Origin of the sequence: Chryseobacterium sp. (assembly GCF_022869225.1) — a bacterium.
GTDB lineage: Bacteria > Bacteroidota > Bacteroidia > Flavobacteriales > Weeksellaceae > Chryseobacterium.
In genome coordinates this window covers 3,435,122-3,461,690 of the sequence record NZ_JALIHL010000001.1, presented here as the reverse complement: position 1 = coordinate 3,461,690, position 26,569 = coordinate 3,435,122, and the positions used below count along the sequence as shown (strand labels likewise).

The following is a 26,569-nucleotide window of genomic DNA, read 5'->3' as shown; positions in this document are numbered from 1 at the left end:
CATTTACATTGTTAATATGATTGTATCTCTCTGCAGTTGTCTTTTCTTCTTGTATCAATGATATACTGGATTTTCCAGTCAGTATTCTGTTTCACCAATTGGAAACTGTTTGCTCCACAATGGGAAAGCTTACCTTTCAGATAAAAAGAATAAGGCGTAAATACACTGGCCAGGTTTCCATCTGTATGAATGGCTTCTACTACAATTCTTTCATCGAGATCTCCTTTCGGAAATGTAGAAACAGAAGTTATAAAATCCTGGATGCTGTCACTTTTTACGGTTCCGTCTTTCGTTATCGTCTGGAGAACTGCACTTTCTGCAAAAACAGATTTCAATAAATCAGGATCCGCATTTTTCATCGCTAAAAATAAGTTGCGGATCGGTTTCTCAATATCCCGGTTCTGCTGTCCGAAACAAAAGATACCTGCCAGCAGGCAAATTAGGGCTATTTTATTCTTCATAATAATTGGATAAGATAGAACCAACACATAAAAATATGGAAAAAAAATCAATTTTATTAGCAAAGTTTAAATATATACTTTTGTATTCTTCCAAAAATAAATTAATTTTATCCGCAGACTTTTATTATGTGGATTGTTTATTTAATTATGGCCATGCTTTTGCTGGTCTTAACCATACTCCCAAAGATCCAGAATTCTCATTGGGTATTTCGGGTTCCTGAATTTGCTAAAATACAGATCACCTATCTTATATTTTTCACATTTATACTGGGTTTTCTGGTTGATTCTTCAGGATATTTCTGGTATTATCAGGGGCTTCTGGCTGTTTTATTTATTCATCACGGCCATACACTGGTTAAATATACACCTCTTTATCCTGTAAAAAAGCACCAACAGCATCACCAATCTTCCGGAAAGCTGCATTTTGTATCAGCCAATGTATATCAGTTCAATAAGAACTACAACCAATTTATCAGCCTTATTGAAAAATACAGCCCGGATTTTTTCATGACAATGGAAAGTAATGGGGATTGGGAAAAAAGTTTGAGAGTTCTTGAAGAAGATTATCCATACCAACATAAAGTGACGCTTGAAAATACATATGGAATGCATTTCTACTCGAAGGTTGCCATCAAAGAAGCAAAAACACATTATTTCGTGGCAGATGACATTCCGAGCATTGAAATTCACATGAAGACTGATGATGGTTTTTCCTTTGTTTTTTTCGGTGTTCATCCACCGCCGCCAAGTCCTACGGAAGAGGAAACCTCAAAGGAAAGAGATGGTGATCTTCTTAGCACGGCCCAATGTGTAAAGGATCTCCGAAAGCCTGTCATTGTAGTGGGCGACTTTAATAATGTGGCATGGTCAAAATCATCTATCCTTTTTAGAAAAACAAGCCACCTGATTGATCCGAGGATTGGCCATGCTTTTGTTTCTACTTTTCATGCAAAATATCGCCTGCTGAGGTTTCCTATAGACCTGATGTTTCATAGTGAAGATATCTTTATCAAAGAGCTTAAGACACTGGAAAATTTTGGATCAGACCATCTTCCGGTATACTGTGAATTTTTAATAGATCACCACAATGATGAACAGGAAGAGCTTATACAGACCGCCAGTACAGAAGAGCAGGCCGAAGCTGAAAAAATGATACAGGAAGGAATACAAGAAAGCGGAGATCGTGATGCAGTAGTAACTGAGGATTAAGTTTTACAAAAAATTGCCTCAAAAGCAGTATCAACAAAATTATGTTCTGCCAACACCTGCTTTTGAGGCCGTCTTTTATATAGTATACTTACTTTTTAAAACCTCATTATATCCTTCACTACTCCATTCTTCTGGGTATGCTGAAGCAACTCTTCTTCAATAAATGCTGTGATTTTTTCTTCTGAGCCGCCGTTCGGGAATAAAAGATGTACATTGGCGCCCGCATCTAAGGTAAAGAATAGAGACAATCCTGTATCCCTCCTAAAATCCCAGATCTTATTGATCACTTCCAGCGTTCCCGTTTTCATCAGAATAAAGGCGGGATCACTCATCATCATCATCGCATGAAGCGTCAATGCCTCATGTTCAACCAATGTAATGAACTGTTCCATATTCCCGCTTTTCAGGATCTCTTTCATCGGAACAAAATTCTCCCTGGCTTCCTGGAATCTTCTTTCCGCGTAAGGATTGGTCTTCATCAGTCCGTGTCCCACTGTTGAAGAAACACTTTTCTGCCCTTCATGGATCAGTAAAACCCAGTCGTTAAAATTTTTAAAAATATCATGGATTTCAGCATCGGGATACGGTACAGCAAATAAGTCTGAGCTATTTTCCACCTCATCCGTCTCTCCCCACACCACAAGCCCGTTGTATAAACTTCTGCATGCGCTTCCACTTCCCAATCTTGCTAAAAATGAAGCTTTTCTCAAGGATTCTTCCTCCGAAGATTTTCCTGTAAATACTTCATCCAGACTCATCAGGCACTTTGCGATTGCTCCAAATCCTGAAGCAGAACTGGCAATACCGGAACTATGCGGAAAGGTATTCTCAGTTCGGATCATATATTTTCCCTTTAAAATCCATGGAAGGTAACGTTCGATAGTTCTGAAGTATTTTTCTATTTTTTCAGCAAACTTCACTTCTTCATTTCCAGCCAGGAACGTCTGAACAGAGAAAGCCTCATCTGCGATAAATTCCATGGAGGTATTCGTTTTACAATGATTTAAGGTATAACTGATACTTGGATTTGCAGGAATCTGGTTGTCATATTTCCCCCAGTATTTAATAAGGGCAATATTGGACGGGCAGCTCTCTGAAACGGTTTGGGTATGGATGGTAAAGTCTTGTTTTCCTATAAATTCTTGTGTTGTCATAGTTTAATTTAAATGATAGAACCTGATTGTAACCGCAAAAGTCTTTATTTTTAAACACTTTAGCGTACTTGAGCAGTTAAATTTGCCTTGTAAAAGTTCGAAGAAAATCAATGATTTCCATAAAACTGAAGTGGACTTTATCAGTACAAAGCTTGTCACTTAAGTGTTTATTATCTTCGCTCTATTATTAATACATCTTTTCAATAATATCGGCATATTTTTTTATCACCACATTTCTTTTGACCTTCAAAGTAGGAGTAATTTCTCCTGTATTGATATCAAATTCTGCCGGCATCAGGGTGAATTTTTTCACTTTCTCATAATCGGCAAGGTGACTTTGTAATTCTTTAACTTTGTCTTTATAAAAGCTGATCACATTATCATTTTTCACCGCTTCTTCCCAGCTGGTAAAAGGAATATTATTTTTTTTGATAAAGTCCTGCAGGAACTCAAAGTTAGGGACGATCAGCGCGGAAACAAATTGTCTTCCTTCTGCAATCAGCATGATCTGCTGGATAAAATTATTATTCGTCAGCAGGTTTTCAATCTGCTGCGGAGCCACATATTTCCCATTGGAGGTTTTCATCAGATCTTTGATACGGTCTGTAATGATCAGGTTTCCTTTATCATCAAACTTCCCTGCATCTCCTGTTTTAAACCAGCCATCCTCAGTAAAAACTTTCCCGGTCTCTTCAGGCCTGTTGTAATATCCCTTCATAATCCCGTTTCCTTTTGCCTGGATCTCATCGCTTTCTCCGATACGGAGTTCTACTCCCGGAAGCGGCTTCCCACTGGTTCCATGCTCAAAATGCGTTAAAGGGAAAAGCGTTAAGGTAGCTGTCGTTTCTGTTAAACCATACCCTACTGTTACGTGAATGCCCACCGATTCAAAGAATTTGGTAACCTCCGGCGATAAAGAGGCTCCACCACAAGGTAAAAACCATAATCTTCCGCCCATTTTTGCTTTGATCTTACTGAACACCAACATATCTGCAATAGATTCCCTGATTTTCAAACCAAAAGGAATTGCCGTTTCATTTCTTCTCAGCTCAGCCGTTTGCCAGCCTGTCTTCAGAGCCCAGTTAAATATTTTTTTCTTGAATGCGGAACCTTCCTCTGCTTTTTCCAATACTCCGGCATAGACTTTCTGGAAAAACCTGGGTACGGCACACATGGTGGTAGGCTTTACTTCCTCCAGCGCCTTTGCTACATTTTTAGGATCTTCAAGGAAATAAACCCTTGCTCCTCCGTAAAGGCAAAGCAGGCTCCAGCTTCTTTCAAAAACATGGCTTAATGGTAAAAATGCCAGTGACAGTTCTTCCTCAAAGTTTTTAAATGTAAAAAATTCAAAGTGGGAGTCAAAGGCTTTGATAAAATTGCCATGAGTAAGCATAACTCCTTTCGGTATACCGGTAGTTCCGGATGTATAAATCAGCGTTGCCGTATCGTTATCTTCTTTTTTACAGATTTCTGATTTTGGAGAAGATTTCGCAATGAAATCCTCAAGATAAAAACTGTTGAATTCTTTCTTTATCCATACAGATTTCTTAGAAACAACAATGGTTTCCAGACTATTATTTTCTTTTGCTAAAAGATCCAGGCAGGCATCATACTGAACCTGGTTTCCTACCAAAACAACTTTAGCTCCCGAATCATTAATGATATATTCAGCCTGCTCGGCATTATTGGTTGAATAGATCGGAACGGTGACCGCTCCGATGGCCATAGAAGCCAGATCAAAGATCATCCACTCAGAAGAGTTATCTGAATAAATGGCGACTCTGTCATCTTCCTGAACTCCGGCATCTTTCAAAGCATTGGCCGTTTTAAAAATAATTTCACTGAATTTTTTCCAGCTCAGCTCTTTCCAGGCTTCATCTTTCTTTTTAAAGCCAATGGCAGCTTTTACAGGATGTTTTTCTACATTTTTAAGGATAATTGCCTCTGCCAGATTCATTTCTTCAGCTTTTTGTCGTTAATATAATTGTTCAGGTGAAAGTCGATGCTTTCTTTTATAGGAATAAACTGATAATTCAGTTTCTCTTTGATTTTGTGATTGGAAATGGTATTGAATGAAGAAATGGCTTCAATATTTGATTTGGTGACCATTCTCAGTTTGGGAATCAGCCATCCGAAAAGGGTATTGGCCAGTCTTCCGATATTGAGCTGCGCTTCTGTCAGTATTTTGGCCTCTTTAAGTCCTAACCGGGTTCTGATCTGCTTTCCAAGTTCTGCATATCTTTTATTTTCAGAAACAATGATAAAGCGTTCTCCAAAAATATTATGTTCCAGCAGTTCTACCGCAATTTGGGCAACGTCCCTTACATCTACGTAGGCGGAACCTCCGGCAAATGTAAAACTGTTATTTTCAAAAGTCGAAAAAAGCTCACCACTGCTTTGGCTCCAGTTGCCGCTTCCTACGATCATTCCGGGATTGATGACCGATACGTTCAGCCCTTCTGCAGAAGCTCTCCAGACTTCCATTTCAGACAGATGCTTAGAAATGGCATATGCTGAATGCTCAAGCTTTGGATTGAAGTCAGAATCTTCATCCAACTCGCCTTTTTCATTAAAATTATCCAGCACAGCAACGGAACTTACATGCAGAAACTTTTTTACACCTGATCCTTCACAGGCATACAGTAAGTTTTCTGTACCTTTGATGTTGGTATGGTACATTTCTTTTTCATCTTTAGGATGAAAACTTACCTTGCCCGCACAGTGATATACTTCCTCCACTCCTTCCAAAGCGGCCTGCAGCGTATTAAGATCATCAAAATCTACATCTATCCATTCGATCTTATTAAAAAAATCATCAGGATTCTCAGTATAAAAGCTGTATGAATGCCTTACTTCGTTTAAATTGCTGCCCGGTCTTTTGGAAGCACGCACCTTTTTACCTCTTTTAAGAAGTTCCAGTACAATTATTCTTCCCAGAATTCCGGTTGCACCTGTTACAAAAACCATTAATTATGTTGCTTGATTGCTGACTAAAATATGACAATATTTTTTACCCGGCAATTCTTCATTCTTATGTAAAAGCTGATTGAAAAACTGCTTCTGCAAATTTGCGATTTTTAAAGCAAAACTCAGCTTAATTTAACCAATATTATCGTTCTGAAGATGATAAAATGATCAGATACTGCTTAATCATTCTTCATTTTAGCAGGATCTTAAACCTCCATCAACAAATTGTCATTCTGCAGAATCGGGTAAACGACCATAAATTTTGATCGTTTAGATTCCACAGAATGACAATATGAATTAACCACAAAAGCCAAAAGTTTTTAAACACGTAGGCTTTCTGAAAATATCCGGTTTTCCGGCATATCACCATTGAAGCAGTAAAGATTCCTCGTCCCCTGGCGGCAAATCACGTGCAGGATCGGTTTATCAAGGGTATCATAAAAACATTGTTGCTTTTGCGAGTAAAAACAAGCTATTTTTTAAGCCATGACCATATTATTTCTTCTCGGTGCTTTATCGCAAAGAACATCTGCAATACTTTTGGAGATCTGGTTTCCTTCGGTAAGATTATCCAGCCAGAAAAACTCTCCTGCCGCATTGATCTCTATGAAGTAATACTCATCTTCAGGAGAAACAATAATATCAATGGCTCCGTAATCTACATGGTACACATCCAGCAGCTCCAGCAGTTTTTCTTCAATATCTGCAGGAAGTTCTATTCTGGACCATTTATCGAGAAGATTGATCCCGTCTTTTCTCCAGTCTACTTTGGCATCCTCAAACTGTTGGGAATCGATTTCGAAGGCATATACTTCTCTTCCTACAATGGTAACACGAAGCTCTCTTTTCTTTTCAATCATTCTCTGAAACTGCATCGGGCAATACAACAGAGAATCCAGTTCCTCAAGCTTATCTTCACTGACTACATTGGTAAAGACTACATTCTCTACCCCATCTTCATAAATTGCAAAACCGGTCTGCATTTTTGCAACCACATTCTTATGTTTCAGAATAAATTGTCTGGCTTCTTCAGCATTATTTGTAATGCAGGTTTCAGGAACATTCAATCCTATTTTAGTGGCAATTTTCAATTGTTCTTCCTTGCTGTCCAACCTTCTGTAGATACTTGGTTTCCCTAATGAATAGGCATCCACCGATTCAAAAAAACCGAAAAGAGTATTCCGGATCTCTCCCATCGCAGCTCCGTAAAACTTGGAATCCAGCTCTTCTTTTAATCCTTTTCCAATATTGTAAGCCCTCCTGTACCAAATTGATGAAATATCCTCAAGGCGGTATTGGGCATCAGCGGTCTCCAGAACACTTACCCATTCTCCATCCTGGAAAATCGTAGACAATTTATTCTGTAAAGGATAGAGATCTACATCAAAACGGATGACCTCAGCATTGTTTTTCTCAATATATTCTGTTACCTTTTCGATTGAAAAGTTATCTGCAGTATGTGTTATAATTAATATTTTGTCCATGAAAACTGATTCTTTTTATTAAATTATCGGCAATTCTCTGTGCTATCGGATAGCCAAGCTCCTTTTGCAGCATCCCCCATTCTCCCTGTGGATTCACTTCCAGGAAATAATACTTTCCGTCCTTCCCTTTTATCACATCAATAGCTCCCAAATAAAGGCCCATCTCCCTCATCATAGAGGTCAGATTCACTTTGAGGTCTTCCGGTAAGTCATAGGCAGACCAGAAATAACCTTCGCGGGCTACCCTCCAATCTGCATTTTCACTGTTATTGATCCTGCCTGTAAAAAACTCACCGTCCACATAAACTATTCTCAGTTCATATTCTTTATCAATATAAGGCTGAAATATCATCGGGCAGTAAGCAATATCTGAAATATAGTCCAGCGTATCTTCTTCAATCACCGTAGTAGCCAGCTGGTTTTCACCGTTCATTGTTTTTCCGAGGACGCTATGAAGTTTGGCAACAGCTTTTCCGTGACAGTATTGGTGAAAGAAGGCTGTTATGGCCTTTTCATCATTGGAAAAAATGGTTTGGGGAATGATCAGGTTGTTCTTTTGGGCAATTTTCAGCTGAAACATTTTATTTCCATCGACCTTCCTCTCATTTTCATAGGGATTGATCCACGGAATATCTTGTAAAACAGTCATGAGGTTGTATCGGAGGCACCCGTATTCATTCAGGAAAATTTTTTCATAGTCTTCATCAAGCTCAGACGGAATACTTATTTTCCATGCTTTCCTGTGCCATACCCCTTTAATGTTATCAGAATGGATTGTATTTCCTGACTCATCGGTCAGTTCAAATGAGCTTTCATTGATACTGATTTTCTGAAGATGATTCAAACGGTCAGAATTCAATCTGAAATAAGAAATATTTTGGGAAGTAAGGTATTCAAAAAAGATATCGATATTATAAAAATCCTGTGAATGGGTAATGCAGAGAATCATTTGCCGGTTTTTATTAAAAGGGAAACTTACTATTTAAGTTTCCCTACTATTTAATTTTATGAATATACTATTGATTTTATAATGGAACAGTCAAAGTATCATCATCTCCGTCAGAAGGATATTTCATCGTGTGCATCATATCATCTTTCGGAGAGGTTACAATATCTAAACTAGGTTTTGTAATCACATCTCTTTCAGGAATTGTGATATCTCCTCCTCCTTTTACTGTTTCCGGATCTTTCAATTGTTTTTCCAGGAATGATGCGAAAAATGGCTTCTTTTTTGAATTTTTGTTGTTCATAATGATTTCGTTTTTTGATTTGATATAATTTAGTTTACATTATAATACATCCCCGGCTTCATCCCCGTCAGATGGATACTTCATCGTTACGTTGTCATTGGACTGTGTCGTAACACTGTCTTCAAGTGCTGAAGTTGTAATATTATCCTTGATCACTGATGTAACATTGTCTACCAGTACTGAAGTGATAGCACCTCCTTTTACGGTTTCAGGGTCTTTAAGCTGTTTTTCAAGGAATGTAGCAAAAAACGGTTTCTTTTTTGAATTCTTGTTTTCCATAAGTTAATAATTTTATTTTTTTGACAATCCAAAGTACAAAAAAATTCAACTCATGGAGAAATAATAGTGGACTTTAATAAAATTTTAACATTATGCCATTATAATGTGAATAATTTTAATCTAAATCAAGAAATTCTTTAACAACATTTGCAAAATCAACAGGGTTCTCCGCCTGTACCCAATGTCCTGCATTTTTCACGGTAACCACCTTTGCCTTGGGGAACTGCTGTTTAATGCCATATTCATCCTGCGGCAGAATATAGTTGGATTTAGCCCCTGCAATAAATAATGCATCGCCATTAAAAACACCAAATTTTACAGCATTTGAAACAAATTCATTATATTTTTCGGATAAGGTCTTCAGGTTAAACCTCCAGTTTAGCTTTTTATGATCATCCCAATACAGGTTTTTCGTTAAAAACTGAATTGTAGATTTTTCCGGAATATACTGATTAAGAACAGCTTCTACCTCATTCCTGGAAGCCACCGTATTGAAATCCACACTTTCCAGCGCTTTGATAACGCCTTGATGGTGCGGAGGATAAGCTTTTGGAGAAATATCCACCACAATCAGCTTCCCGATTCTTTCAGGATACCTGATCGCAAACTGCATCACTGCTTTCCCTCCTAAGGAATGTCCTAAAACATGAGCTTTTTGAATACCGTAATGATCCATATACCGGGCAATATCATCTGCCAGGTCATCATGCGACATACTGTCCGAATGAAAGCTTCGCCCGTGATTTCTCAAATCGATCAGATGTACCGGAAGATATTCTCCCAGATCTTTTCCAAAACTTCCCCAGTTATCAAGCATTCCAAACAATCCGTGGAATACCAAAAGCGGCGTAGATGTAAGATTTTCGCCGAATATTTTTGAGTTTAAGATTTCCATAATTTTTTGATAATAGATTTCAGATATCAGATTCCAGATGATCAACCCAGCCATACTAATTGGACCTGAACCTCCAGCCTCCGACCTCTATTTTACCATTGTGCCAGTCTCTTCAAATAAGCCTGAACCGTATTTTCCAATCCCATATAAAGCGCTTCAGAAATCAAAGCATGTCCGATGGAAACTTCCAATAAATTGGGAATATTATCTGCAAAATATTTTAAATTATCCAAGCTTAAATCATGCCCGGCATTGATCCCCAATCCGAATTCTGTAGCTACCACAGCAGTATCGTAATAAGGTTGTATAGCCTGTTCTTTATTCGCTACATAATTTTTTGCGTAAGCTTCGGTATACAGCTCAATTCTGTCCGCTCCGGTTTTTGCTGCATATTCTACCAGCTCCGGTAAAGGATCAAGAAAAATAGAAGTACGAATCCCTTCGTTTTTAAATGCAGTGATGATCTCTGTAAGATAATCCAGGTGTTTTTTTGTATCCCAGCCTGCATTGGAAGTAATGGCATCATCAGCGTCAGGAACCAGGGTTACCTGTTCCGGTTTTACATCCAATACCATATCAATAAACTGCTGATGCGGGTTTCCTTCAATATTAAATTCAGTCGTCACAAGCGGCTTCAGATCATACACATCCTTTCTTGTAATATGCCTTTCGTCAGGCCTTGGGTGGATCGTAATTCCCTGCCCTCCGAATTCCTGGATCTTTACAGCAGCTTCAGTAACACTTGGCGTCTCACCTCCTCTCGCATTTCTTAATGTCGCAATTTTATTAATGTTTACACTTAATTTTGTCATTTTTATTTAAGATGTTAGACGTTAGATTTCAGATGTCAGACTTACATTATTATGGTAAGATCACCTTCCGATTCTAACTCTTTATTATATTTTTTAAAGTAAGATTTTAAAAACCAGTTTCCAGTCCCTAATTTCTAACTTCTTCTTATTATACTTTAATACTTACCTGCATTACCTGAAGATCAAATTCTTTTGAAGCCACCAGCAGGTGATCAAAAATATCTGCCTGAATCTGTTCGAAACGTTCCCATTTGGAATCATTCGCAAAGCAATAGACTTCAAGAGGGAGCCCCTGGGGTGTGATGTCCAGCTGGCGGACCATTCGGGTTCCCTGTTTATCAACATCCGGATCATTTTCTATATACTTCTGTGCATAATATCTGAACACCCCGATATTGGTAAGCTGTCTTCCGTTAACGACCTTATCCCGATGTTCCAGGCTCGCATTTTCCTTTTTAATCTCAAGACTTTTTTCTTCAAGATAATCTGAAATCAGGTTGACTTCTTTCAGCCTTTCAATATCTTCATCCGTTAAAAATTTAAAAGAATTGATATTGAAATAAATAGATTTTTTGATCCTTCTGGTATTGGATTCAGACATTACCTGAAGGTTTTTGATTTCCGTGGTCAGCAAATCATAAGTCGGAATAGTGGATACCGTTTTATCAAAATTGGTGATCTTCGTTGTTAAAAGACTTATATCAGTAATATTTCCTTCAATGCTGTATTTGGGAATACTTACCCAATCTCCTACTTTTAAATTTTTAGAAGTTGCCACGTGTAATCCCGTTACAAATCCCAGGATAGTATCTCTGAAAACGAGTACCAGGACCGCGGTGATCGCCCCTAAACTTCCTACAATAGTAGTTCCTTTAATTCCAAAAACCACACAAATCCCTACTACAGTGAATATAAAGATTCCCAGGATCTTTACAGTTTCCGAAATAGCGTTCAGGGCCATAATCTTATAAAAATCCTGCTTGATCGCAAAATAATTCCTGAATGCTGCCAGTGATCGATAAAGCATTCCGGCAAGGATCAGCACCAATCCCAAATTAACACTTCGTATAATAAAAATTGTGGTTTTGGGAAGTGCTCCCTCAGGAAATATGGATCCCTGTAAGGCTCCCACAATAATCAATGCAAAAAAATGAGCTACAGAATTGGTAATCTTAGACTGGTAGATAGATTTGAGGATCGGAAATTTTTCTTCACTGTGAAATAAGCGAAAAACAGAATTGATAACGAACTTTAAAACAAAATCAACAACCAAAAATACCGCACAAAGCAAAGCAAGTTTTACAATAATATGAACAATCCAGTCCAGCCCTGAAGGTGATATCTGGGTGATATAAATGTATAACTGTTCGCTTATTTCCTGCAAATAGTTTTTGGTTTCCTGTAGGTTATCTTTCATTGACAGCAAATTTATAAAATTAGAATGACGATTTTTACTATTCACTATCAATTTTCAGCCCAAAAAAATATCAGCGGGCCAATATCTGGTAAAAAATCCTGCACAATAATAAAATCCTAAATTCTATCATAAACACTGAAAAATAAACTATAAAAAACTAAAAATAAATTAATTAAATTAAAAAAATAACACATTCAATGTTTTTATATTAATTATTTTTTTAATTTGATAGAAACTAAACCCATCAAAATCAATTCAATATGAAACAAAAACTACCTATTAATGATGCTCTGTGTATTAGTATTTTTAGCCAACTGCAAAGGAGATCATTCCATTGCTTCTGAAGAGTTCACTCCCAGTGTTCCTCAAAACGGAAAAGTAGAGGGCACAATATTCGCCAAAAACGGAACAAAGCCCATCGGCGGGACTCTTGTATTTACCATTGACCAGGAAAACAGGGTTTACCATACCTATTCTGATTCCGATGGTAAGTTTAGCTTAACCGCTCCGGAAGGCAATACAACGCTTCACATTCAGACCGGTGACGGCCAGAACTTCAGGACTGAAATTCCCGTTACCATTAAAAAAAATGAAACCTTTACCGTGGCTGCGGCAGATTCCAAACTGAATCAGGTGGCAAAAATGGCCTATGTAAAAGGCAGTTATGATGAAATAGAATCCATCATTACCAGGCTGGGATATACGGTTACAGAAATCACTTATCAGGATTTAAAAAACCTGAATACCATTGCACAGTATGATATTATTTTCCTGAATTGCGGCTCCCGTAATTATACACAGACCGGAACTCCCACTCCCGGTAATGACTACAATGTGTACAGTAATCTGTCCACTTTTGTAAGCAACGGAGGAAGCATTTACAGTTCAGACTGGGCTTCCGCTTATCTGGTAGGAGGAAATACCAATACCGAACACTGTACTGCACCCGGAGGGTTCATCAATGACAATCTTCTTTGTTTAAAAGACACCGGCACGGCAGGTACTTATTCCAATTGCAGTGTTTCCAATGCCTCTTTGGCAACCGCCATAGGGTTTAATGCTCTGGATATTGAATATGATATGGGGGCCTGGGAGAAAATTCAAAACTATGATCCCGCATTCTGGGAAGTCCTGGTACAAAAAGGAAATGAACCTTTAATGATCAGAACGGGTCATTATACGAATCCATCCGCACCTCAGACCCCGGTAGGAACTTCGTTAAACAACAATCATATTACGATCTGCCATCATATTCCAAATGATAATAACATTACGATTACAATTAATCAGAATGCCTGGAATGCCCATCAGACACATGGAGATACTTTAGGCCCGTGTACGGGAAATTCCAACAACGGGAATATTTATTATACCACCTTCCATAATCATGCAACCGGAAATATTGGTGAGACCGCCCCTATTTTGGAATATGTTATCTTAAATCTGTAATAATTTTTTTTAATTAAAATATAAAGGTGGCTTTTTATAGGGCCACTTTTTTTATATTGCATCTATATTATATTTTTTAGGAATGGATCATACAATTATTAATATTCTCTGTCTTATTTTATTATTTATCGGAATACTGGGAACCTTTCTGCCGGTACTGCCCGGGCTGTTGTTAAGTATCTGCGGGCTCCTAATCTATAAATTCGGAACTGATGCAGACCTTTCTATGCTCTATATCTGGGCATTCGGAATTCTTACTGCTGCTTCTGTAGTGCTGAGCTATGTGATTCCTGCCAGAACCAACAGAAAATATGGCGGCACGCGCTGGGGAAGTATTGGATCAGTGATCGGAACGATTGTCGGAATATTTATTCCTATTCCATTAGGCTTTCTGATCGGAATGTTTGCAGGAGTATTCATTGGAGAATTACTTCATGACAGTAAGGATATGAACAAAGCCCTTCAATCCACCAAAGGAGCCCTTATCGGATTTATTTATGGGACGGGATTCAGTTTTGTAGTGGGAGTGGCAATGTTTTTGGTAGTATTACTCAATATGTTTAATATTATTTAAATTTAAAAAAAGAACTATGTTCCATAAAGCCCTTATACTCAGTCTTGGAATACTCGCATTAACAGGATGTGATGCCCAAAAGAAAACAAAGACAGAAACAAAAGCTTCTGAAATGAGTTCTAATACAAAAAGTACCAATGCTTCTGATCAAAAAGGAGATATCATCTACTTCAGTGAAGGTGAAAACAAATTCCTGAAAGAATACGAAATGAATGTCACCTTCAAAGGTATTTCGGAAGACAGCCGCTGTCCTGAAGGGGTGAACTGTATCTGGGCCGGGGTGGCTGTGGCTCAGGTTGAAGTCATGGGAACCACTACAAGACCTATGATTTTAAATCTTGCCAGCATGGACCACCAGGCTAAAAACTATCACCAGTCCGCAGATTTCAACGGCTACACAATTACGCTACAGGATGTAGCTCCCTACCCGCAGGCTGCAGAAGGAACCAAAGCTCTTGGTGGAAAATATAAGATCGGGATTACGATAAAAAAAACTGAGCGTTCTTCAACGCCTACCACGAAATAGGTTTTTTCCCTCTGGAAACAAGATATTCATTAATTTTTGAGAAAGGCCTGCTTCCAAAAAAACCTCTGTGAACAGAAAACGGTGACGGATGCGCCGACTTCAGAATAAAATGCTTAGTCGGATCTATGAGTTCGGCTTTTTTCTGTGCAAAAGCTCCCCAAAGGATAAACACCACATTTTCCTTTTTATCCGAAATTTCCTTAATGATAAAATCAGTGAATTTTTCCCAGCCGAGATCTTTATGAGAATTCGGTGAATGGGCACGAACCGTCAAGGTAGCGTTCAATAGCAATACGCCCTGTTTGCCCCAATCATCCAGTTCTTTAGATGTTCTTACCACTCCCAGATCATCTTTTAACTCAATAAAAATATTTTTAAGCGAAGGAGGTGCCGCTACCTGCTCAGAAACAGAAAAACACAATCCGTTTGCCTGATAGTCGTTATGATAAGGATCCTGCCCGATGATCACCACTTCCACATCTTCAAAAGGCGTGAGTTCCAGGGCTCTGAAAATCTGATTTCTCGGTGGAAAAACCTGAGTGGTGGCATATTCATTCTTTACTTTTCCCCATAAGGTCTTAAAGTATTCCGTACTCTTTATCGGGGCTAAAATTTCTGTCCAGGTCATAATTGAATTTAAAAATGAATTAATTTGATCATTGTTTTCTGCTTTTTAATCACGCAAATATTGTAAACTAAAGATCATGTTTTCAAGGTTCTTCTCATCTGTTGTATGTTCATCCAAAACAAAACCATGTTTCAAAAGCAATGCCTGAGAATCTCTGTTCATCTGATGGGTAAAAGCGAAAATCTTGTGTAAATTTAAGCTATTAAATCCATACTCTAAAACCGATGACAGCGCTTCGCTCATGATTCCTTTTTTATGGTAATCCGGCAACAGTTCATACCCTACCTCAGCCGTTTTCCGGTCTTCTGAAAAATTCCACAGGCAAATTGTTCCTATAAGGTTTCTTTGATCTTTGTAAGAAATCCCCCAGAACATCATTTCTCCGGTCTGCATTCTTTTTCTGACACTTACAATAAATTCCAGCGCATCATAATTTGTCTTTGGTGAATTTCTTCTGACATATTTATTGATCAACTCATTGCTCCGGATGCGTAAAATATCTTCTACGTGGCTTTCATTGATTCCATTTAAAATTAATCGTTCAGTTTCCAGTTTCATACTTCAAATGTATAAAACCCAGTTGATCCAAAAATGATCTTACCGTCAAATTTCATTATTTCTTCATTTTCAAATGCTCAAATTAACTCATTTTCAAATCTCCCCATCCCTAACATTCACATTTTCTCACTAAATTTGCACTGTGTATATAGATAAAGAAGATTTAGACGAATTAGAGTTTCCGCAATTGCTCGCGGAAATCTCCCCATTTGCGTATTCTCCGAAAACAAGAGAAAAAATTCTTCAACTTCGTCCGATGGAAATAGACGAGGCAGAGCTTTCATTGAAAAAAACGTCAGAATACCTGTCGAGTTTTGAGAGTTCAAATGCAATTCCGTTTGATGAATATGAAGATATTGAAAGTGAGCTGAAATTGATGCTGATTGAGAACTACCGTCTGGAAAACAGTGCTTTCATTAAAATAAAGACCATCACGGAACAGATCGGAAAGCTTCAGAAGTTCTTCCCTACCATGCCGGAAACCTTCCCTACTTTGATGGAAGATGTTTCTGTACTGGAGTTTAGAAAAGAGATCATTGAGAAAGTAGATCAAGTTTTCAACCGTTTCGGTGAAGTAAAAAATGAAGCTTCTCCAGCGTTAAAAGGACTAAGAACCGAGATTCAGCTTGCTAAGAAAGCCATCCAGGAAAATTTCAACCGGGCCCTCACCACTTATGGGCAGAGTGACTTTTTGGATGACATACGAGAGACCATTATTGACGACCAAAGAGTACTGGCTGTAAAATCAGGATTCAAAAAAAGAGTTCCTGGCAGAACCCTAGGAATCTCTAAAACAGGTTCTATCACTTATATTCAGCCGGATAGTGTAGTAAAACATTACTTCAAACTCCGGGAGAATGAAGAGGAAGAGAAAAAAGAGATCGACAAGGTCCTTCGGAAACTGACTGCTGAACTGGCAGAGTTTCAGCCTCAGCTCTGGAGATATCAGATCTATATTTTTGATCTGGACCTTACCAGGGCCAAAGCGAAGTTTGCAGATCTGGTTAACGGCGTACTGCCGAAAATAAACCGTCATAAAACGCTGAGGCTGAGAGATGCCTTCCATCCGTTATTATGGTTGAGAAATAAAGTAGAAAACAAAACGATTTTCCCACAGACTCTGTCTTTAACGGAACACAACAGGATTATCTGTATTTCCGGCCCTAATGCAGGCGGAAAATCAATTACGCTGAAAACAGTCGGATTATTACAGCTGATGATCCAAAGCGGTATTCTGGTTCCCGTACATCCTAAGTCTGAAATGTTTTTCTTTGAGAAGATGATGACCGATATCGGGGATAACCAATCGATTGAAAATCATCTGTCGACGTATTCCTCAAGGCTGAAGAAAATGTCAGGAATCATTCGTGAAGCTGATGCAAACACTCTTTTACTGATTGATGAGTTTGGTACCGGTTCTGATCCTGAACTGGGCGGAGCGTTGGCCGAGAGTTTTATGGAATACTTTTATGACAAAAAAGTTTCGCGATCATTACGACTCACTACACCAATATTAAACTGGTGGTAGAACAGCTCCCCAATGCTCAGAATGCAGCCATGCTGTTTAATGAAGAGACTCTTGAGCCTATGTATAAACTGGAGGTGGGACAAGCCGGAAGTTCATTTACTTTTGAGGTCGCGGAGAAGAATAAAATTCCACGATTCATCATTCATTCTGCCAAGAAAAAGGTAGAACATGATATCGTGAATCTTGACAAAACGATTGTTAAACTGCAACAGGAAAAATTTGAAGTCGAAAAGCTGAAATCTGATCTTGCGGAAAGAAAAGAATCTGTGGAAGATAAGCGGGATAACCTTCAGAAACTGAATGAGCAGCTTCAGCAGAAGCTCTTCAATTTCCAGAAGCTCTACGAGGAAGAGCACCGCAAACTTCAGTTCGGGAACAAAATTGAAACGTTTATCGACAGCTATACAAAAGGCAAATCAAGAAAAGATGTTGTAAAAGACTTTGTTAAGCTGCTGGAACAGGAAAAGTTCAGAAAATTGGGGGCAGATAAAGATGAATCGAAGCGTCTGCAAGTGGTGAAGAGAAAGATTACGCAACAGCTGAAAAAGGAAGAAGTGATTGAAAAAATTGCGGAAACGAACGAAAAGCTGGAAGAAAAACGCAAAAGCGACCGTGCCGTCTGGATGAAAATAGGCCAGCGTGTCCGTATCTCAGGAAGTACAAGCGTGGGAACAATTGAAAAGATCTCCAGGAACAAGGTGATTGTCAACTATGGAACTTTCAAGACGACCATTGATGCGGATGAACTTGAGAGAATTTAATTAATTTTTAAATTATATAGAATAAGAAAGCGCTGGGCTGCCAGCGCTTTCTTTATTTTTTGATCAACAGCGACGCCGAACTGCAATAATTAACAATTGTTGAAAAAGCTACAGAATTAGACCAGATTCCTGTAACTGCACAAATTTTGACAACCTGCACTTCATAAGCTGTACAAGGGGTGAGATTAGTAAAAGTAAAAGAATTTTGTCCGGAAGGCAAACTGTTGAAAACAAACCATGGAGCTCCTCCTACAGGTCGTATTCTTACTATATCCGGTGTAGTAGGATCTGCAGCCCAGCTTACTGTAGAAGGCGTAAAGCTGATATTGGATATCACCACATTGGTTGGAGCATCGGTATTACAGAAAATACCGGCTTGGATGTTTCTGCAATCTTAGTTTTGTTTTGAAAAAATGTAATTCCCATTGTAATGTAAAAATTGTTATTGTTTTACATTTCACTAATGGATTGGAAGCTATTTCATCCCCGATCAGACTTTAATCCGTTCTCTATTCTTCATTATTCAAAACAAATACAAGATTTAAAAGAACTGCGGCTGTATAATTATCTTTCGAAAAGCATTTAATTTATATATTTGAAGGATCAAAAAAAAGACATCATGATTTCCGTAAACAGAGCATTCTACTTATCCGTTTTCAGCGTTTTTTCTTTAGCCTTTGTGAAGGGACAGAATAAAGTTCCTTTCGGTGTTGTAAAAGCAGAAGAAGGTTATGCCAACGTACGTGTACATAAAGATAATTACAGAAAGATTGTGGATAAGATCCGTATGCGTAAAGGAGATGTTTTTATGTATGTAAAACCGGCTCCGGGAGAAACAGAATGGATCTGGATCAAATACCCGGAAAAACAGGATGAAGAAAAGCCCTTTGTAAGGTATGAAACCCTGGATAAAGAAGGGATGGTAAATAAGGAACGTATTGCCTATATTGACCAGCTTCCCCAGTATACCCCTTCTAAATCTAAAAACGGAAGATCACTCATATTCACAGACAATTCTGATCCTAAAATACCTACGGCACAGCGAAGCAAAGTGGTGATTGATATCTACCCTTCCAATGCCGGCTACCGTAAAAAAGAAAAAGATGCCGACGGAAAAATCCTTACCATTGATAAGGTAAAACCCTGGGGAATCAGCAATGAGCTGCCTGAAGGGATGACAGAAATCAAATCCATCAGGGTTCAGCAGCCCGGAAGAGGTTCTGTTTTTGTAAGGGAGGCCATCAAAAATATGTTCCAGCCTACCATGGATTTCAACAACGTTGGGGTAACCTCTCTGGACAATGACAATATTTTTCTTTATATGATCAATGGTTCAGGAGAAAACAGATACACCACCCTTTGGACGATCAAAAAGGGAAGAGTGATCAGCCAGATTATTTATCATAATCCGGAATAAATTCATTATTTTTGCACCGAAAAGTTGTAACGCTTATTCATCATAGAAATTGGTTCTGCCTAACCGCAGATTAAAAGGGAACCGTGTGAAAATCACGGACTGTCGCGCAACTGTAAGTAACTGAAATCTTTTATCAAAAGATCCACTGTGCGAGGCATGGGAAGGAGATTAAAGATGTTACGAGTCAGGAGACCTGCCTTTTTCTTACACAAGAAACTTTCGCGATTTGAAGTTTATTGATCTGATGGATTGTTTCAGGGATTTCTTAGGTTCCTGAGATTATTCTGTTGTTTTGATATTCCTTCTTGTCGCTTTAATTAATAATGAAATATGACTACAGACGAAAGAATTGAAGCATCCGAAACCAGAATCTTTAAAGCGGTTTTCCCTAACACCACCAACCATTATGATACCCTTTTTGGAGGTACAGCCATGCAGCTGATGGACGAAGTAGCTTTCATCACCGCAACACGGTTTGCGAGAAAAAGAGTAGTGACTGTAAGCAGTGATAAAATAGATTTTAAAAAACCTATTCCTGCCGGAACCATCGTTGAACTGATCGGGAAAGTGGCCCATGTCGGAAAAACAAGTATGAAAGTAAACGTTGAGATCTATACTGAGCAGATGTATTCTTACGAAAGAGAAAAAGCAATCGTAGGAGATTTCACCTTTGTGGCCATTGATGAATTCAAGAAGCCAATTCAAATACTATAATAACAGAAATTCGGGCGGCCTTTGGCCGCCCGAATTATATATATTCTCTCCGGATCAACGGTTATTGTACAACTTTCCGGGTTTCTAAACTTCGGTTCAATAAGAGTTCAAACGCTTCTCCCATTTCATCGGAAGCCCTGCAGATCGCATTTTCAAGCATGTTTCTGATTTGTCTCTCGGTAACCCCCGCTTCTGTCCAGCTTTTTCCTGAGGTATGAGAATTAAGAATAAAAGGCATAATCCGGTCTATCGCACAGGCAAAAATAGCATCGGGAGTCTTTTCCTCTTCAAATTCAAGCCACAAATTAAAGAATTCAGAACGGAGCGGCTCATCCAAAATGCCAAAGATTTTTTGAGCAGACACCTTCTCCCTTTCAAACTTCCCTACCATCGCTTTTTCATCAAACAGAAAAGTATCTCCGGCTTCAATTTCCACCAGGTCATGGATAGAGAGCATCCTGATCACCCTCAGTAAATCTATATCCGCACGGTTTTTGGCATAAGGATAAAGGATCTGGGCCAGGATAACGATCTGCCATGAATGTTCCGCTGTATTTTCTCTTCTGGAATCATCCGCATTATAATTTCTTCTCTGTACGTTTTTCAAAGCATCCACTGCCAGGATGAAATCGATCTCTTTCTGTATCTTCATGGTACAAAAATAGTGAATTGTAAGTAAATTTTAAATGACTATTGGCTGCTATTCTAAATAAAAAAATCAAATTAAGCACAGCAAATCAACTGATTATTAGAAAAAATATCATCCATAACAGTAATCTCACATCATTTATTATGCAATTGATATGAAAAAAATACTTAGAAAGTTAATTGTATTTTAAAAAAGTCTTCCGCATCAGGATGAAAATATATTATCTTTAACAAAATAATGATTTTAATGTATTTTTAATAAAAAACAATCGATCACACCACTGAATTTAATTATTATTATATTGAGAATTAGATACTTTATGGAAATATTCTAAGAAAATACAATGTAATTAAACACAAAAATGAAAAAATCGATTCTGTTTTTTGGAATTGCCACCCTGGCATTTTCAGCGAAAATAAATGCTCAGATAGGGGTTAATACTCAAGATCCTGCTTCCACCTTAGATATTACAGCAAAAAGGACAACAGGTACCTCCACCAATGTAGACGGGCTTTTAATTCCACGCATAGACAGGCAAAGAGCTCAAAGTATGGCATCAGTACCGGTCTCCACATTGATCTATGTAAACAGTATCACTACAGGCACTCAAACCGGTACAGCTGTCAATATAGACGCAGTGGGATATTATTATTTTGACGGAACAAACTGGGCAAAGCTTACTCCCAATATTTATAATTCTGATGGTAGTCTTAAAGAAAACAGAACAGTGACACAAGGAAACAATACCCTGGCTTTCAAAGCCAGCTCAGTGAATGCTTTTTCAGTTAATAATACTTTTTCTGTAGATGCCGCCAATAACAGAGTGGGTATTGGCACCATTTCCCCATCTGCCACTCTTGAAATCAACCCGAACATTGCCAACAATTCCGGGTTAAAATTCTCAAAACTTAATTCTTCTACACCGGTAGGAATTGGACAAGCTATAGGAGTAGACAATAATGGCAATGTAATCACTTTACCCAATCCTACCGCAGCAAATGTTACTGCTGTATTAAACACCTCTATCAATGACACCGGAGGGCCTGCCAGTAATGCGAATAATTTTACAGTAAATGATAATGGCTGGACCATTGTTCCGAGTACTTCTCAAACAATGACAATTCCTGCTGGAGGAAAAGCAATTTTCGTCAACTTTATGCTGGGTATTGATTATTTAAATAATCCTCCGGGATCAGGGTATTCATACTATACTTCCAAACTTTTTATAGACGGAGTGGAAACCAAAGTTTTTCTGACAACCCAGGAACCTGGGCCGGGAGGATTGCAGGCACAATTTACTTTAAGTTCGGTAAGCTTTTTTTCACCTGGAACCCATACTATTGATATCAGAATGAAAAGAACCTTTAATAACGGAACCAGCCCAGGATCCAATATGTCATGCGGCGTCATGTCTATGAGCATCAATGCTTCATATATCAATTAATGCTTACAGTTAATCCCTGTACCGGCCTGGCCTTACAACCTTACAGAGGGAGTCAGCACAAAAATTCAGACCATAAAAAGAGCAATGAGTCCTGCAGTACAGAACTCATTTGTTTTAATTCAGGAACATCATAATGGAAAGATCATCTTCATTGTCCTTTTTATTGATATTGTTCCGCCGGATATACCCTGGTTTTGGTAGCTTTTCCTTTATGACCACTTTTACCTGATCTTCCTGGGTCATATCTTCTTCCATCTCCAGTACCATTTCCAAACCTTTGTCAGGAATTACTTTATATTCTGTCGTAAAAACCCTGCAGCAGCCTGATTTTGCAGAGGCAATCAGACGCTTACGCTTAGGGTCGGTTTCAAACAGTCCCAGATAATTGGACGCAATTTCCGTAAGCTCTTCACTTTTTACAAACCCCATTTTAGTCTGGCTGAATACATAGATATCATAGGAAGCACCGCCGTAATTTCCGTTATTCCCGTTTCTGGCCGCTGCATCCTCTGTTCCGTCAAAATTAAAATCATCTATAATGACAGGACTCTGCTCTTTCGTTAACAGAAGCATTTTTCCCGGTCTCAATTTCTGATCTCTTCCCACATCTATGACCAGATCATCAGAAACAAAAGTCTGAATTATGCTGTTTTTATTATCAAATAATTCTACAGTTCCTTTATCATTGCATTGGCCATCAAAACAATTTTCAACATTAATGACGGCATTGTAGTTTTTGGATGCATTGTTAACTTCAAACTGATACTGTCCAAAAGATAAAAGGACCCAACAAAATAAAGGCATATAAGCCTTTGTAATTTTTCAATATATTCATGATCATCGTAAGATGGTTATCGTTCAGTAAAACTCTATAACAAAAATACAAATCTGCTCCCGGTCTCAAAATATGTTTCTTCTATCAATCAGAATTGGCAGCTATTCCCGCTATCCGCTCATACTCCTCGCGCCACGGCTGTTAAAACCTGCGCCTGCTGTGGGGTAACCGCTCCTATCGGGGCTAAGAATAGAACGTTTCACAGCTGTTTTCATGCTCAACAGGAACATAATTACTATGCTCTCTACCGTCACAATCTGTCAACTTCCTATGAAATCCACATGATCAAACAGATGCGGCTGAAATTGTTTAAAAATGACCGCTCTATACCATCCTATTTTTAAATCTTCTGCCTTTTTTATTTAAAACTTCCTGTTGGACAAAATATTAAATGAAATTTATTTTATTGATTATCAAATATTTATATATTTTATTTTAAAAATTTCACTACTTTGTATTGCATAATACCATTTTATTTACATATCTTTGTAATGTAAAATTAGAATAGGCTCAGCTAGCTAGGAGTAGTATTCTAAAAATATAACTAATTAATAAAACTTATCAAAGATGAATACTGAAAATACCAAAGCGCAAATGCGAAAAGGAATTCTGGAATTCTGTATTTTAAGTCTCATCAATCATCGCGAAATGTATGTTTCCGACCTTATCGATGAACTAAAAAAAGGAAAACTGGATGTAGTGGAAGGTACCCTCTATCCTCTTCTTACAAGACTTAAAAACGGAGAATTTCTCTCTTACCGATGGGAAGAATCAACAGGAGGACCTCCCAGAAAATATTATCAGATCACGGAAAAAGGAAAACTTTTCCTGGATGAACTTCAAAATACCTGGAATGAACTGACCGCGTCAGTAAACCAAATCACTCAACAATATTAAAAAACAAAGCTATGAACAAGACACTCTCAATAGGACTCGCAGGTTTTTCTTTTACAATAGAAGAACACGCATATATAAAGCTCAGCGATTACCTGAACGCCTTGAGAAGCTCTCTGGATGCTTCGGAAGCGGATGAAGTAATGCATGACATAGAAATAAGAATGGTGGAGATCTTCAGGGATTCTCTGGGAAAACGCGAAGTGATCAACGATACTGATGTAGAAAAAGTAATCGCACAAATCGGTACCCCGGAAAAAATCGAAGAGCAGGAAGAAGCTTATTTTTCTGAAAAAACAACGACAAAAAATACGAATTCAGGAACCCATTATTCAGATAAGAAACAATTGTTCCGTGACCCTGAGAAACAAAAGATAGCTGGAGTATGCGCAGGTTTAGCCCAATATGTAGGAATGGATATTACCACCATGAGAGCCATCTGGTTAGGAATCTTCGTTTTGGGAATCTTTACAGCAGCCATCTCCTCTTCATTGGTAGCGTTACTCTATATCATCCTTTGGATCGTACTTCCTAAAGCTGAAACGGCAGCCGATTTCCTGAAAATGCAGGGAAAGCCTATGAACTTCGACAATCTTAAAAATGAATCCAACAAAATCGTTCAGTTTGCCAATGAATCTACCCAGAGAGTCGGAGAAATATACAACGAAAACAAACCTTATATCAATAATGCAGGAAACGGGGTATGGAATATACTCAAATATCTTATAGGAGGTTTATTTGTACTGATGGCTGTAGGAAGTATCATCGGAGTATTTGTAGTCTTCGGTCTTTTCGGAATGGATGCGAATTTCCCTGGTGCCAATCAGATCAAATTTTATATGGATGACAATGGTCTTGATAAAGTGTTAGCAGCCATGATGGTCATCGTAAGCTTGATTCCTGCTATCATCTTTAGTTTATTAAGTATTAAGATATTTTCTCCAAAAACTAAATTGAGAAATATCGGATGGGTAATAGGCGGATTATTTCTTCTGCTGATAGGATTAGGAACGTATTTCGGACTAAGTATGGCTAAGAAAAACCTGATCTACAGAGGAAGCAAAGAAGACACAGAAAATGTTGCCATCAATACAACTTCCGATACCATCTATGTAGATGTAAAACAGGTAAGTATTCCACAGAATTTCGAAGCTTATGATGACGATATTTATTCTGATAAAAAATTCGTTTACGAAGAAGATTATATCTCTGTAGAGGTGACCAGAAAACCGGATATTCAAACTCCTTATCTGATCATTAAAAAAGAAGGTAACGGTTATAACTTCCCGATTCAGCTTACAGTACCTGTAGAGGTGGTAAACAACAAAGTAATACTTCCCAACTACGTCAAATATCCTTATGAACACAGATTCAGAGATTACAGAGTAGAATATGAGCTTGTAGTTCCTCAAAAATCAATCGTGATTCCATTGAAAAAGGACAGAATTGACTTTGACGGAGACCTGGATGGAGACGGAATCAATGACGATGATCAGAACGGAGATGAAAATCACCAGACAGTCAGAATTGAAAAAAACAAAATCTCTGTCAACGGATCTACTATTGAATACAACTCTGATGATAAAGACAGTGTTATCATCAACGGAAAAAAAGTTCCGAATAACCAGGCAAAGCAGGTAATTGATTCAGTGGCGTCAGGCATCAAGAAAATGAATAAAGATGTAGACATCAAAATCAAAGACGGAAAAAACGAAATTTCCATACAAACTAAATAATTAACTTTAGAGAGTGCAAGCAGGTGTGAATGGATAGCAACCGTTTGAAATTCACACCCTTCTTCTCTCAGAATCGTTAAAAAATCATATTATTTTAGTTCTCTATGTGAAAAAAAAGCTTTATTTTCGTACTATTGAAAATATAATAACCAAACAACAAAAGCACACACCTATCATGATACAATTAGCCCTAGAATTTGTAATGAAAATCGTAGATTTAATCAACGGTTTGTTTTAAGAGCGATAATATTTCAATATATTTGTAAAGTATAACCAACTTTGGTTATACTTTTTTGTTTTTAATCTAAGATCTATGAAAAAACTGATAGGTAAACTAATGTTAAAATTATTAGGATGGAAAGTCGTTCTGCAGGGCGATGTCAACAGCCTTAACAGGTGTATCCTCGTAGTTGCACCCCACACCCATAATATGGAATACATTTTAGGAAACCTTGCCTACTGGTCATTGGAAAAGCCATTAAAAATAATTATCAAAGATGCTCATACCAAAGCATGGTATGGAAATGTTGTCAAAGGACTTGGTGGTATTGGGATCGACAGAAGCCAAAAAAATGATCTTGTGAATTTTGTAGCCAAACAATTTGCAAAAGAAGACTTCAGTCTGGTCATCACACCGGAAGGGACAAGAAGCTGGGTTCCAAAATGGAGAAAAGGCTTCTACCACATGGCTTTGGCAGCAAAAGTTCCCATTGTACTGGCAGCCGGAGATTTTAAAAGAAAAATCGTTTATTTAGGCTATACGATTCCCTATGAAAGGCTTGCTTCTGCTCCTTTCTCTGAAATCATGCAGGAAATCCAGGACTATTATATCAAAAATGACATCGTACCTAAAGTCCCTGAAAACTGGAATCCCCAGATCATGGGAACAGGAAATGAATAAAAGTATCTGAAAAAATCACTTATCAAC

General features: G+C 38.1%; 26 protein-coding genes, 1 pseudogene and 1 riboswitch. Of the genes and pseudogenes, 11 read left to right on the top strand and 16 right to left on the bottom strand.

The features are described 5' to 3' along the window. Positions 1 to 11: 11 nt before the first annotated feature. Entirely contained in the window at positions 12 to 461 is a 450-nt protein-coding gene (locus tag MUW56_RS16190; protein ID WP_292014152.1) for a nuclear transport factor 2 family protein, read from the bottom strand. Positions 462 to 587: 126 nt separating this feature from the next. Between MUW56_RS16190 and MUW56_RS16185 the strand changes: the two genes are divergently transcribed. Next, positions 588 to 1,670: an endonuclease/exonuclease/phosphatase family protein gene (locus MUW56_RS16185; RefSeq protein ID WP_292014151.1), complete on the top strand. Its 1,083-nt coding sequence runs from the start codon at positions 588 to 590 to the stop codon at positions 1,668 to 1,670. A gap of 95 nt (positions 1,671 to 1,765) precedes the next feature. Here MUW56_RS16185 and MUW56_RS16180 read toward each other — a convergent pair whose 3' ends face one another. The 10 genes from MUW56_RS16180 to MUW56_RS16135 all read right to left on the bottom strand — a co-directional run bounded on the left by MUW56_RS16180 (position 1,766) and on the right by MUW56_RS16135 (position 11,928). Then, positions 1,766 to 2,824, bottom strand: coding sequence for a diphosphomevalonate decarboxylase (locus tag MUW56_RS16180; RefSeq protein WP_292014150.1), 1,059 nt, complete (start codon positions 2,822 to 2,824; stop codon positions 1,766 to 1,768). 187 nt (positions 2,825 to 3,011) lie between these two features. Further along, on the bottom strand, positions 3,012 to 4,781 hold the full coding sequence (locus MUW56_RS16175) for a long-chain fatty acid--CoA ligase (protein ID WP_292014149.1): 1,770 nt from the start codon (positions 4,779 to 4,781) through the stop codon (positions 3,012 to 3,014). Then, on the bottom strand, positions 4,778 to 5,791 hold the full coding sequence (locus MUW56_RS16170; RefSeq protein WP_292014148.1) for an NAD-dependent epimerase/dehydratase family protein: 1,014 nt from the start codon (positions 5,789 to 5,791) through the stop codon (positions 4,778 to 4,780). Before MUW56_RS16170 ends, MUW56_RS16175 begins: the two co-directional genes overlap by 4 nt. A 479-nt stretch (positions 5,792 to 6,270) precedes the next feature. Further along, positions 6,271 to 7,275: an MvdD family ATP-grasp ribosomal peptide maturase gene (locus MUW56_RS16165; RefSeq protein ID WP_292014147.1), complete on the bottom strand. Its 1,005-nt coding sequence runs from the start codon at positions 7,273 to 7,275 to the stop codon at positions 6,271 to 6,273. Further along, entirely contained in the window at positions 7,238 to 8,224 is a 987-nt protein-coding gene (locus MUW56_RS16160; protein WP_292014146.1) for an MvdC/MvdD family ATP grasp protein, read from the bottom strand. The genes MUW56_RS16165 and MUW56_RS16160 overlap by 38 nt, the downstream gene beginning before the upstream one ends. 76 nt (positions 8,225 to 8,300) lie before the next feature. Continuing rightward, the gene (locus tag MUW56_RS16155; RefSeq protein WP_292014145.1) at positions 8,301 to 8,525 is read right to left on the bottom strand and encodes a microviridin/marinostatin family tricyclic proteinase inhibitor; all 225 of its coding nucleotides are present in this window, start codon (positions 8,523 to 8,525) and stop codon (positions 8,301 to 8,303) included. A gap of 39 nt (positions 8,526 to 8,564) precedes the next feature. Further along, on the bottom strand, positions 8,565 to 8,804 hold the full coding sequence (locus MUW56_RS16150) for a microviridin/marinostatin family tricyclic proteinase inhibitor (RefSeq protein WP_292014144.1): 240 nt from the start codon (positions 8,802 to 8,804) through the stop codon (positions 8,565 to 8,567). A gap of 115 nt (positions 8,805 to 8,919) precedes the next feature. Continuing rightward, complete coding sequence (locus MUW56_RS16145) at positions 8,920 to 9,699, bottom strand: alpha/beta fold hydrolase (RefSeq protein ID WP_292014143.1); 780 nt, start codon at positions 9,697 to 9,699, stop codon at positions 8,920 to 8,922. Positions 9,700 to 9,791: 92 nt separating this feature from the next. After that, complete coding sequence (locus tag MUW56_RS16140; protein ID WP_292014142.1) at positions 9,792 to 10,511, bottom strand: pyridoxine 5'-phosphate synthase; 720 nt, start codon at positions 10,509 to 10,511, stop codon at positions 9,792 to 9,794. A gap of 148 nt (positions 10,512 to 10,659) precedes the next feature. Next, complete coding sequence (locus tag MUW56_RS16135) at positions 10,660 to 11,928, bottom strand: mechanosensitive ion channel domain-containing protein (RefSeq protein WP_292014141.1); 1,269 nt, start codon at positions 11,926 to 11,928, stop codon at positions 10,660 to 10,662. A gap of 282 nt (positions 11,929 to 12,210) precedes the next feature. On the opposite strand from MUW56_RS16135, the gene MUW56_RS16130 reads away from it, so the two are divergent. The 3 genes from MUW56_RS16130 to MUW56_RS16120 all read left to right on the top strand — a co-directional run bounded on the left by MUW56_RS16130 (position 12,211) and on the right by MUW56_RS16120 (position 14,477). Beyond that, complete coding sequence (locus tag MUW56_RS16130; protein WP_292014140.1) at positions 12,211 to 13,377, top strand: hypothetical protein; 1,167 nt, start codon at positions 12,211 to 12,213, stop codon at positions 13,375 to 13,377. An 82-nt stretch (positions 13,378 to 13,459) separates the two neighbouring features. Beyond that, positions 13,460 to 13,951 (top strand): DUF456 domain-containing protein, encoded by a 492-nt coding sequence (locus tag MUW56_RS16125; protein ID WP_292014139.1) that lies wholly within the window; start codon positions 13,460 to 13,462, stop codon positions 13,949 to 13,951. A gap of 16 nt (positions 13,952 to 13,967) precedes the next feature. Then, positions 13,968 to 14,477, top strand: coding sequence for a hypothetical protein (locus tag MUW56_RS16120; protein ID WP_292014138.1), 510 nt, complete (start codon positions 13,968 to 13,970; stop codon positions 14,475 to 14,477). On the opposite strand, the gene MUW56_RS16115 is transcribed toward MUW56_RS16120, so the two are convergent. After that, positions 14,464 to 15,105, bottom strand: a complete 642-nt coding sequence (locus tag MUW56_RS16115; protein WP_292014137.1) for a uracil-DNA glycosylase — start codon at positions 15,103 to 15,105, stop codon at positions 14,464 to 14,466. The two genes, MUW56_RS16120 and MUW56_RS16115, sit on opposite strands and share 14 nt — an antisense overlap. A gap of 45 nt (positions 15,106 to 15,150) precedes the next feature. Continuing rightward, entirely contained in the window at positions 15,151 to 15,663 is a 513-nt protein-coding gene (locus tag MUW56_RS16110; protein WP_292014136.1) for a GNAT family N-acetyltransferase, read from the bottom strand. Positions 15,664 to 15,805: 142 nt separating this feature from the next. On the opposite strand from MUW56_RS16110, the pseudogene MUW56_RS16105 reads away from it, so the two are divergent. Then, positions 15,806 to 17,952 (top strand): annotated as a pseudogene (locus MUW56_RS16105) (DNA mismatch repair protein MutS). Positions 17,953 to 18,004: 52 nt separating this feature from the next. Here MUW56_RS16105 and MUW56_RS22850 read toward each other — a convergent pair. Continuing rightward, the gene (locus tag MUW56_RS22850) at positions 18,005 to 18,289 is read right to left on the bottom strand and encodes a fibronectin type III domain-containing protein (RefSeq protein ID WP_367118528.1); all 285 of its coding nucleotides are present in this window, start codon (positions 18,287 to 18,289) and stop codon (positions 18,005 to 18,007) included. A 282-nt stretch (positions 18,290 to 18,571) separates the two neighbouring features. Between MUW56_RS22850 and MUW56_RS16095 the strand changes: the two genes are divergently transcribed. Continuing rightward, complete coding sequence (locus tag MUW56_RS16095; protein WP_292014134.1) at positions 18,572 to 19,369, top strand: hypothetical protein; 798 nt, start codon at positions 18,572 to 18,574, stop codon at positions 19,367 to 19,369. 33 nt (positions 19,370 to 19,402) lie between these two features. After that, a riboswitch (cobalamin riboswitch) is annotated at positions 19,403 to 19,585 on the top strand. 114 nt (positions 19,586 to 19,699) lie between these two features. Further along, positions 19,700 to 20,083, top strand: a complete 384-nt coding sequence (locus MUW56_RS16090; RefSeq protein WP_292014133.1) for an acyl-CoA thioesterase — start codon at positions 19,700 to 19,702, stop codon at positions 20,081 to 20,083. 61 nt (positions 20,084 to 20,144) lie between these two features. Here MUW56_RS16090 and MUW56_RS16085 read toward each other — a convergent pair whose 3' ends face one another. Then, positions 20,145 to 20,735 (bottom strand): HD family hydrolase, encoded by a 591-nt coding sequence (locus MUW56_RS16085; protein WP_292014132.1) that lies wholly within the window; start codon positions 20,733 to 20,735, stop codon positions 20,145 to 20,147. 358 nt (positions 20,736 to 21,093) lie between these two features. Between MUW56_RS16085 and MUW56_RS16080 the strand changes: the two genes are divergently transcribed. Further along, positions 21,094 to 22,176: a hypothetical protein gene (locus tag MUW56_RS16080; protein WP_292014131.1), complete on the top strand. Its 1,083-nt coding sequence runs from the start codon at positions 21,094 to 21,096 to the stop codon at positions 22,174 to 22,176. 114 nt (positions 22,177 to 22,290) lie between these two features. Here MUW56_RS16080 and MUW56_RS16075 read toward each other — a convergent pair whose 3' ends face one another. Next, a complete protein-coding gene (locus tag MUW56_RS16075) occupies positions 22,291 to 22,980 on the bottom strand; it encodes a hypothetical protein (RefSeq protein ID WP_292014130.1) in 690 nt (229 codons plus the stop codon). 598 nt (positions 22,981 to 23,578) lie between these two features. Between MUW56_RS16075 and MUW56_RS16070 the strand changes: the two genes are divergently transcribed. The 3 genes from MUW56_RS16070 to MUW56_RS16060 all read left to right on the top strand — a co-directional run bounded on the left by MUW56_RS16070 (position 23,579) and on the right by MUW56_RS16060 (position 26,542). Then, a complete protein-coding gene (locus MUW56_RS16070; protein ID WP_101239803.1) occupies positions 23,579 to 23,908 on the top strand; it encodes a PadR family transcriptional regulator in 330 nt (109 codons plus the stop codon). Positions 23,909 to 23,919: 11 nt separating this feature from the next. Further along, positions 23,920 to 25,641: a PspC domain-containing protein gene (locus MUW56_RS16065; RefSeq protein WP_292014129.1), complete on the top strand. Its 1,722-nt coding sequence runs from the start codon at positions 23,920 to 23,922 to the stop codon at positions 25,639 to 25,641. Between the two features lie 313 nt (positions 25,642 to 25,954). Then, on the top strand, positions 25,955 to 26,542 hold the full coding sequence (locus tag MUW56_RS16060; RefSeq protein WP_292014128.1) for a 1-acyl-sn-glycerol-3-phosphate acyltransferase: 588 nt from the start codon (positions 25,955 to 25,957) through the stop codon (positions 26,540 to 26,542). The last annotated feature ends 27 nt before the right edge of the window (positions 26,543 to 26,569 follow it).

What these genes read in the sequence shown, in the direction of transcription:
- MUW56_RS16190 (WP_292014152.1), bottom strand. Translation starts at nt 461, where the DNA reads ATGAAGAATAAAATAGCCCTAATTTGCCTGCTGGCAGGTATCTTTTGT.
- MUW56_RS16185 (WP_292014151.1), top strand. Translation starts at nt 588, where the DNA reads ATGTGGATTGTTTATTTAATTATGGCCATGCTTTTGCTGGTCTTAACC.
- MUW56_RS16180 (WP_292014150.1), bottom strand. Translation starts at nt 2,824, where the DNA reads ATGACAACACAAGAATTTATAGGAAAACAAGACTTTACCATCCATACC.
- MUW56_RS16175 (WP_292014149.1), bottom strand. Translation starts at nt 4,781, where the DNA reads ATGAATCTGGCAGAGGCAATTATCCTTAAAAATGTAGAAAAACATCCT.
- MUW56_RS16170 (WP_292014148.1), bottom strand. Translation starts at nt 5,791, where the DNA reads ATGGTTTTTGTAACAGGTGCAACCGGAATTCTGGGAAGAATAATTGTA.
- MUW56_RS16165 (WP_292014147.1), bottom strand. Translation starts at nt 7,275, where the DNA reads ATGGACAAAATATTAATTATAACACATACTGCAGATAACTTTTCAATC.
- MUW56_RS16160 (WP_292014146.1), bottom strand. Translation starts at nt 8,224, where the DNA reads ATGATTCTCTGCATTACCCATTCACAGGATTTTTATAATATCGATATC.
- MUW56_RS16155 (WP_292014145.1), bottom strand. Translation starts at nt 8,525, where the DNA reads ATGAACAACAAAAATTCAAAAAAGAAGCCATTTTTCGCATCATTCCTG.
- MUW56_RS16150 (WP_292014144.1), bottom strand. Translation starts at nt 8,804, where the DNA reads ATGGAAAACAAGAATTCAAAAAAGAAACCGTTTTTTGCTACATTCCTT.
- MUW56_RS16145 (WP_292014143.1), bottom strand. Translation starts at nt 9,699, where the DNA reads ATGGAAATCTTAAACTCAAAAATATTCGGCGAAAATCTTACATCTACG.
- MUW56_RS16140 (WP_292014142.1), bottom strand. Translation starts at nt 10,511, where the DNA reads ATGACAAAATTAAGTGTAAACATTAATAAAATTGCGACATTAAGAAAT.
- MUW56_RS16135 (WP_292014141.1), bottom strand. Translation starts at nt 11,928, where the DNA reads ATGAAAGATAACCTACAGGAAACCAAAAACTATTTGCAGGAAATAAGC.
- MUW56_RS16130 (WP_292014140.1), top strand. Translation starts at nt 12,211, where the DNA reads ATGATGCTCTGTGTATTAGTATTTTTAGCCAACTGCAAAGGAGATCAT.
- MUW56_RS16125 (WP_292014139.1), top strand. Translation starts at nt 13,460, where the DNA reads ATGGATCATACAATTATTAATATTCTCTGTCTTATTTTATTATTTATC.
- MUW56_RS16120 (WP_292014138.1), top strand. Translation starts at nt 13,968, where the DNA reads ATGTTCCATAAAGCCCTTATACTCAGTCTTGGAATACTCGCATTAACA.
- MUW56_RS16115 (WP_292014137.1), bottom strand. Translation starts at nt 15,105, where the DNA reads ATGACCTGGACAGAAATTTTAGCCCCGATAAAGAGTACGGAATACTTT.
- MUW56_RS16110 (WP_292014136.1), bottom strand. Translation starts at nt 15,663, where the DNA reads ATGAAACTGGAAACTGAACGATTAATTTTAAATGGAATCAATGAAAGC.
- MUW56_RS16095 (WP_292014134.1), top strand. Translation starts at nt 18,572, where the DNA reads ATGATTTCCGTAAACAGAGCATTCTACTTATCCGTTTTCAGCGTTTTT.
- MUW56_RS16090 (WP_292014133.1), top strand. Translation starts at nt 19,700, where the DNA reads ATGACTACAGACGAAAGAATTGAAGCATCCGAAACCAGAATCTTTAAA.
- MUW56_RS16085 (WP_292014132.1), bottom strand. Translation starts at nt 20,735, where the DNA reads ATGAAGATACAGAAAGAGATCGATTTCATCCTGGCAGTGGATGCTTTG.
- MUW56_RS16080 (WP_292014131.1), top strand. Translation starts at nt 21,094, where the DNA reads ATGAAAAAATCGATTCTGTTTTTTGGAATTGCCACCCTGGCATTTTCA.
- MUW56_RS16075 (WP_292014130.1), bottom strand. Translation starts at nt 22,980, where the DNA reads ATGCCTTTATTTTGTTGGGTCCTTTTATCTTTTGGACAGTATCAGTTT.
- MUW56_RS16070 (WP_101239803.1), top strand. Translation starts at nt 23,579, where the DNA reads ATGAATACTGAAAATACCAAAGCGCAAATGCGAAAAGGAATTCTGGAA.
- MUW56_RS16065 (WP_292014129.1), top strand. Translation starts at nt 23,920, where the DNA reads ATGAACAAGACACTCTCAATAGGACTCGCAGGTTTTTCTTTTACAATA.
- MUW56_RS16060 (WP_292014128.1), top strand. Translation starts at nt 25,955, where the DNA reads ATGAAAAAACTGATAGGTAAACTAATGTTAAAATTATTAGGATGGAAA.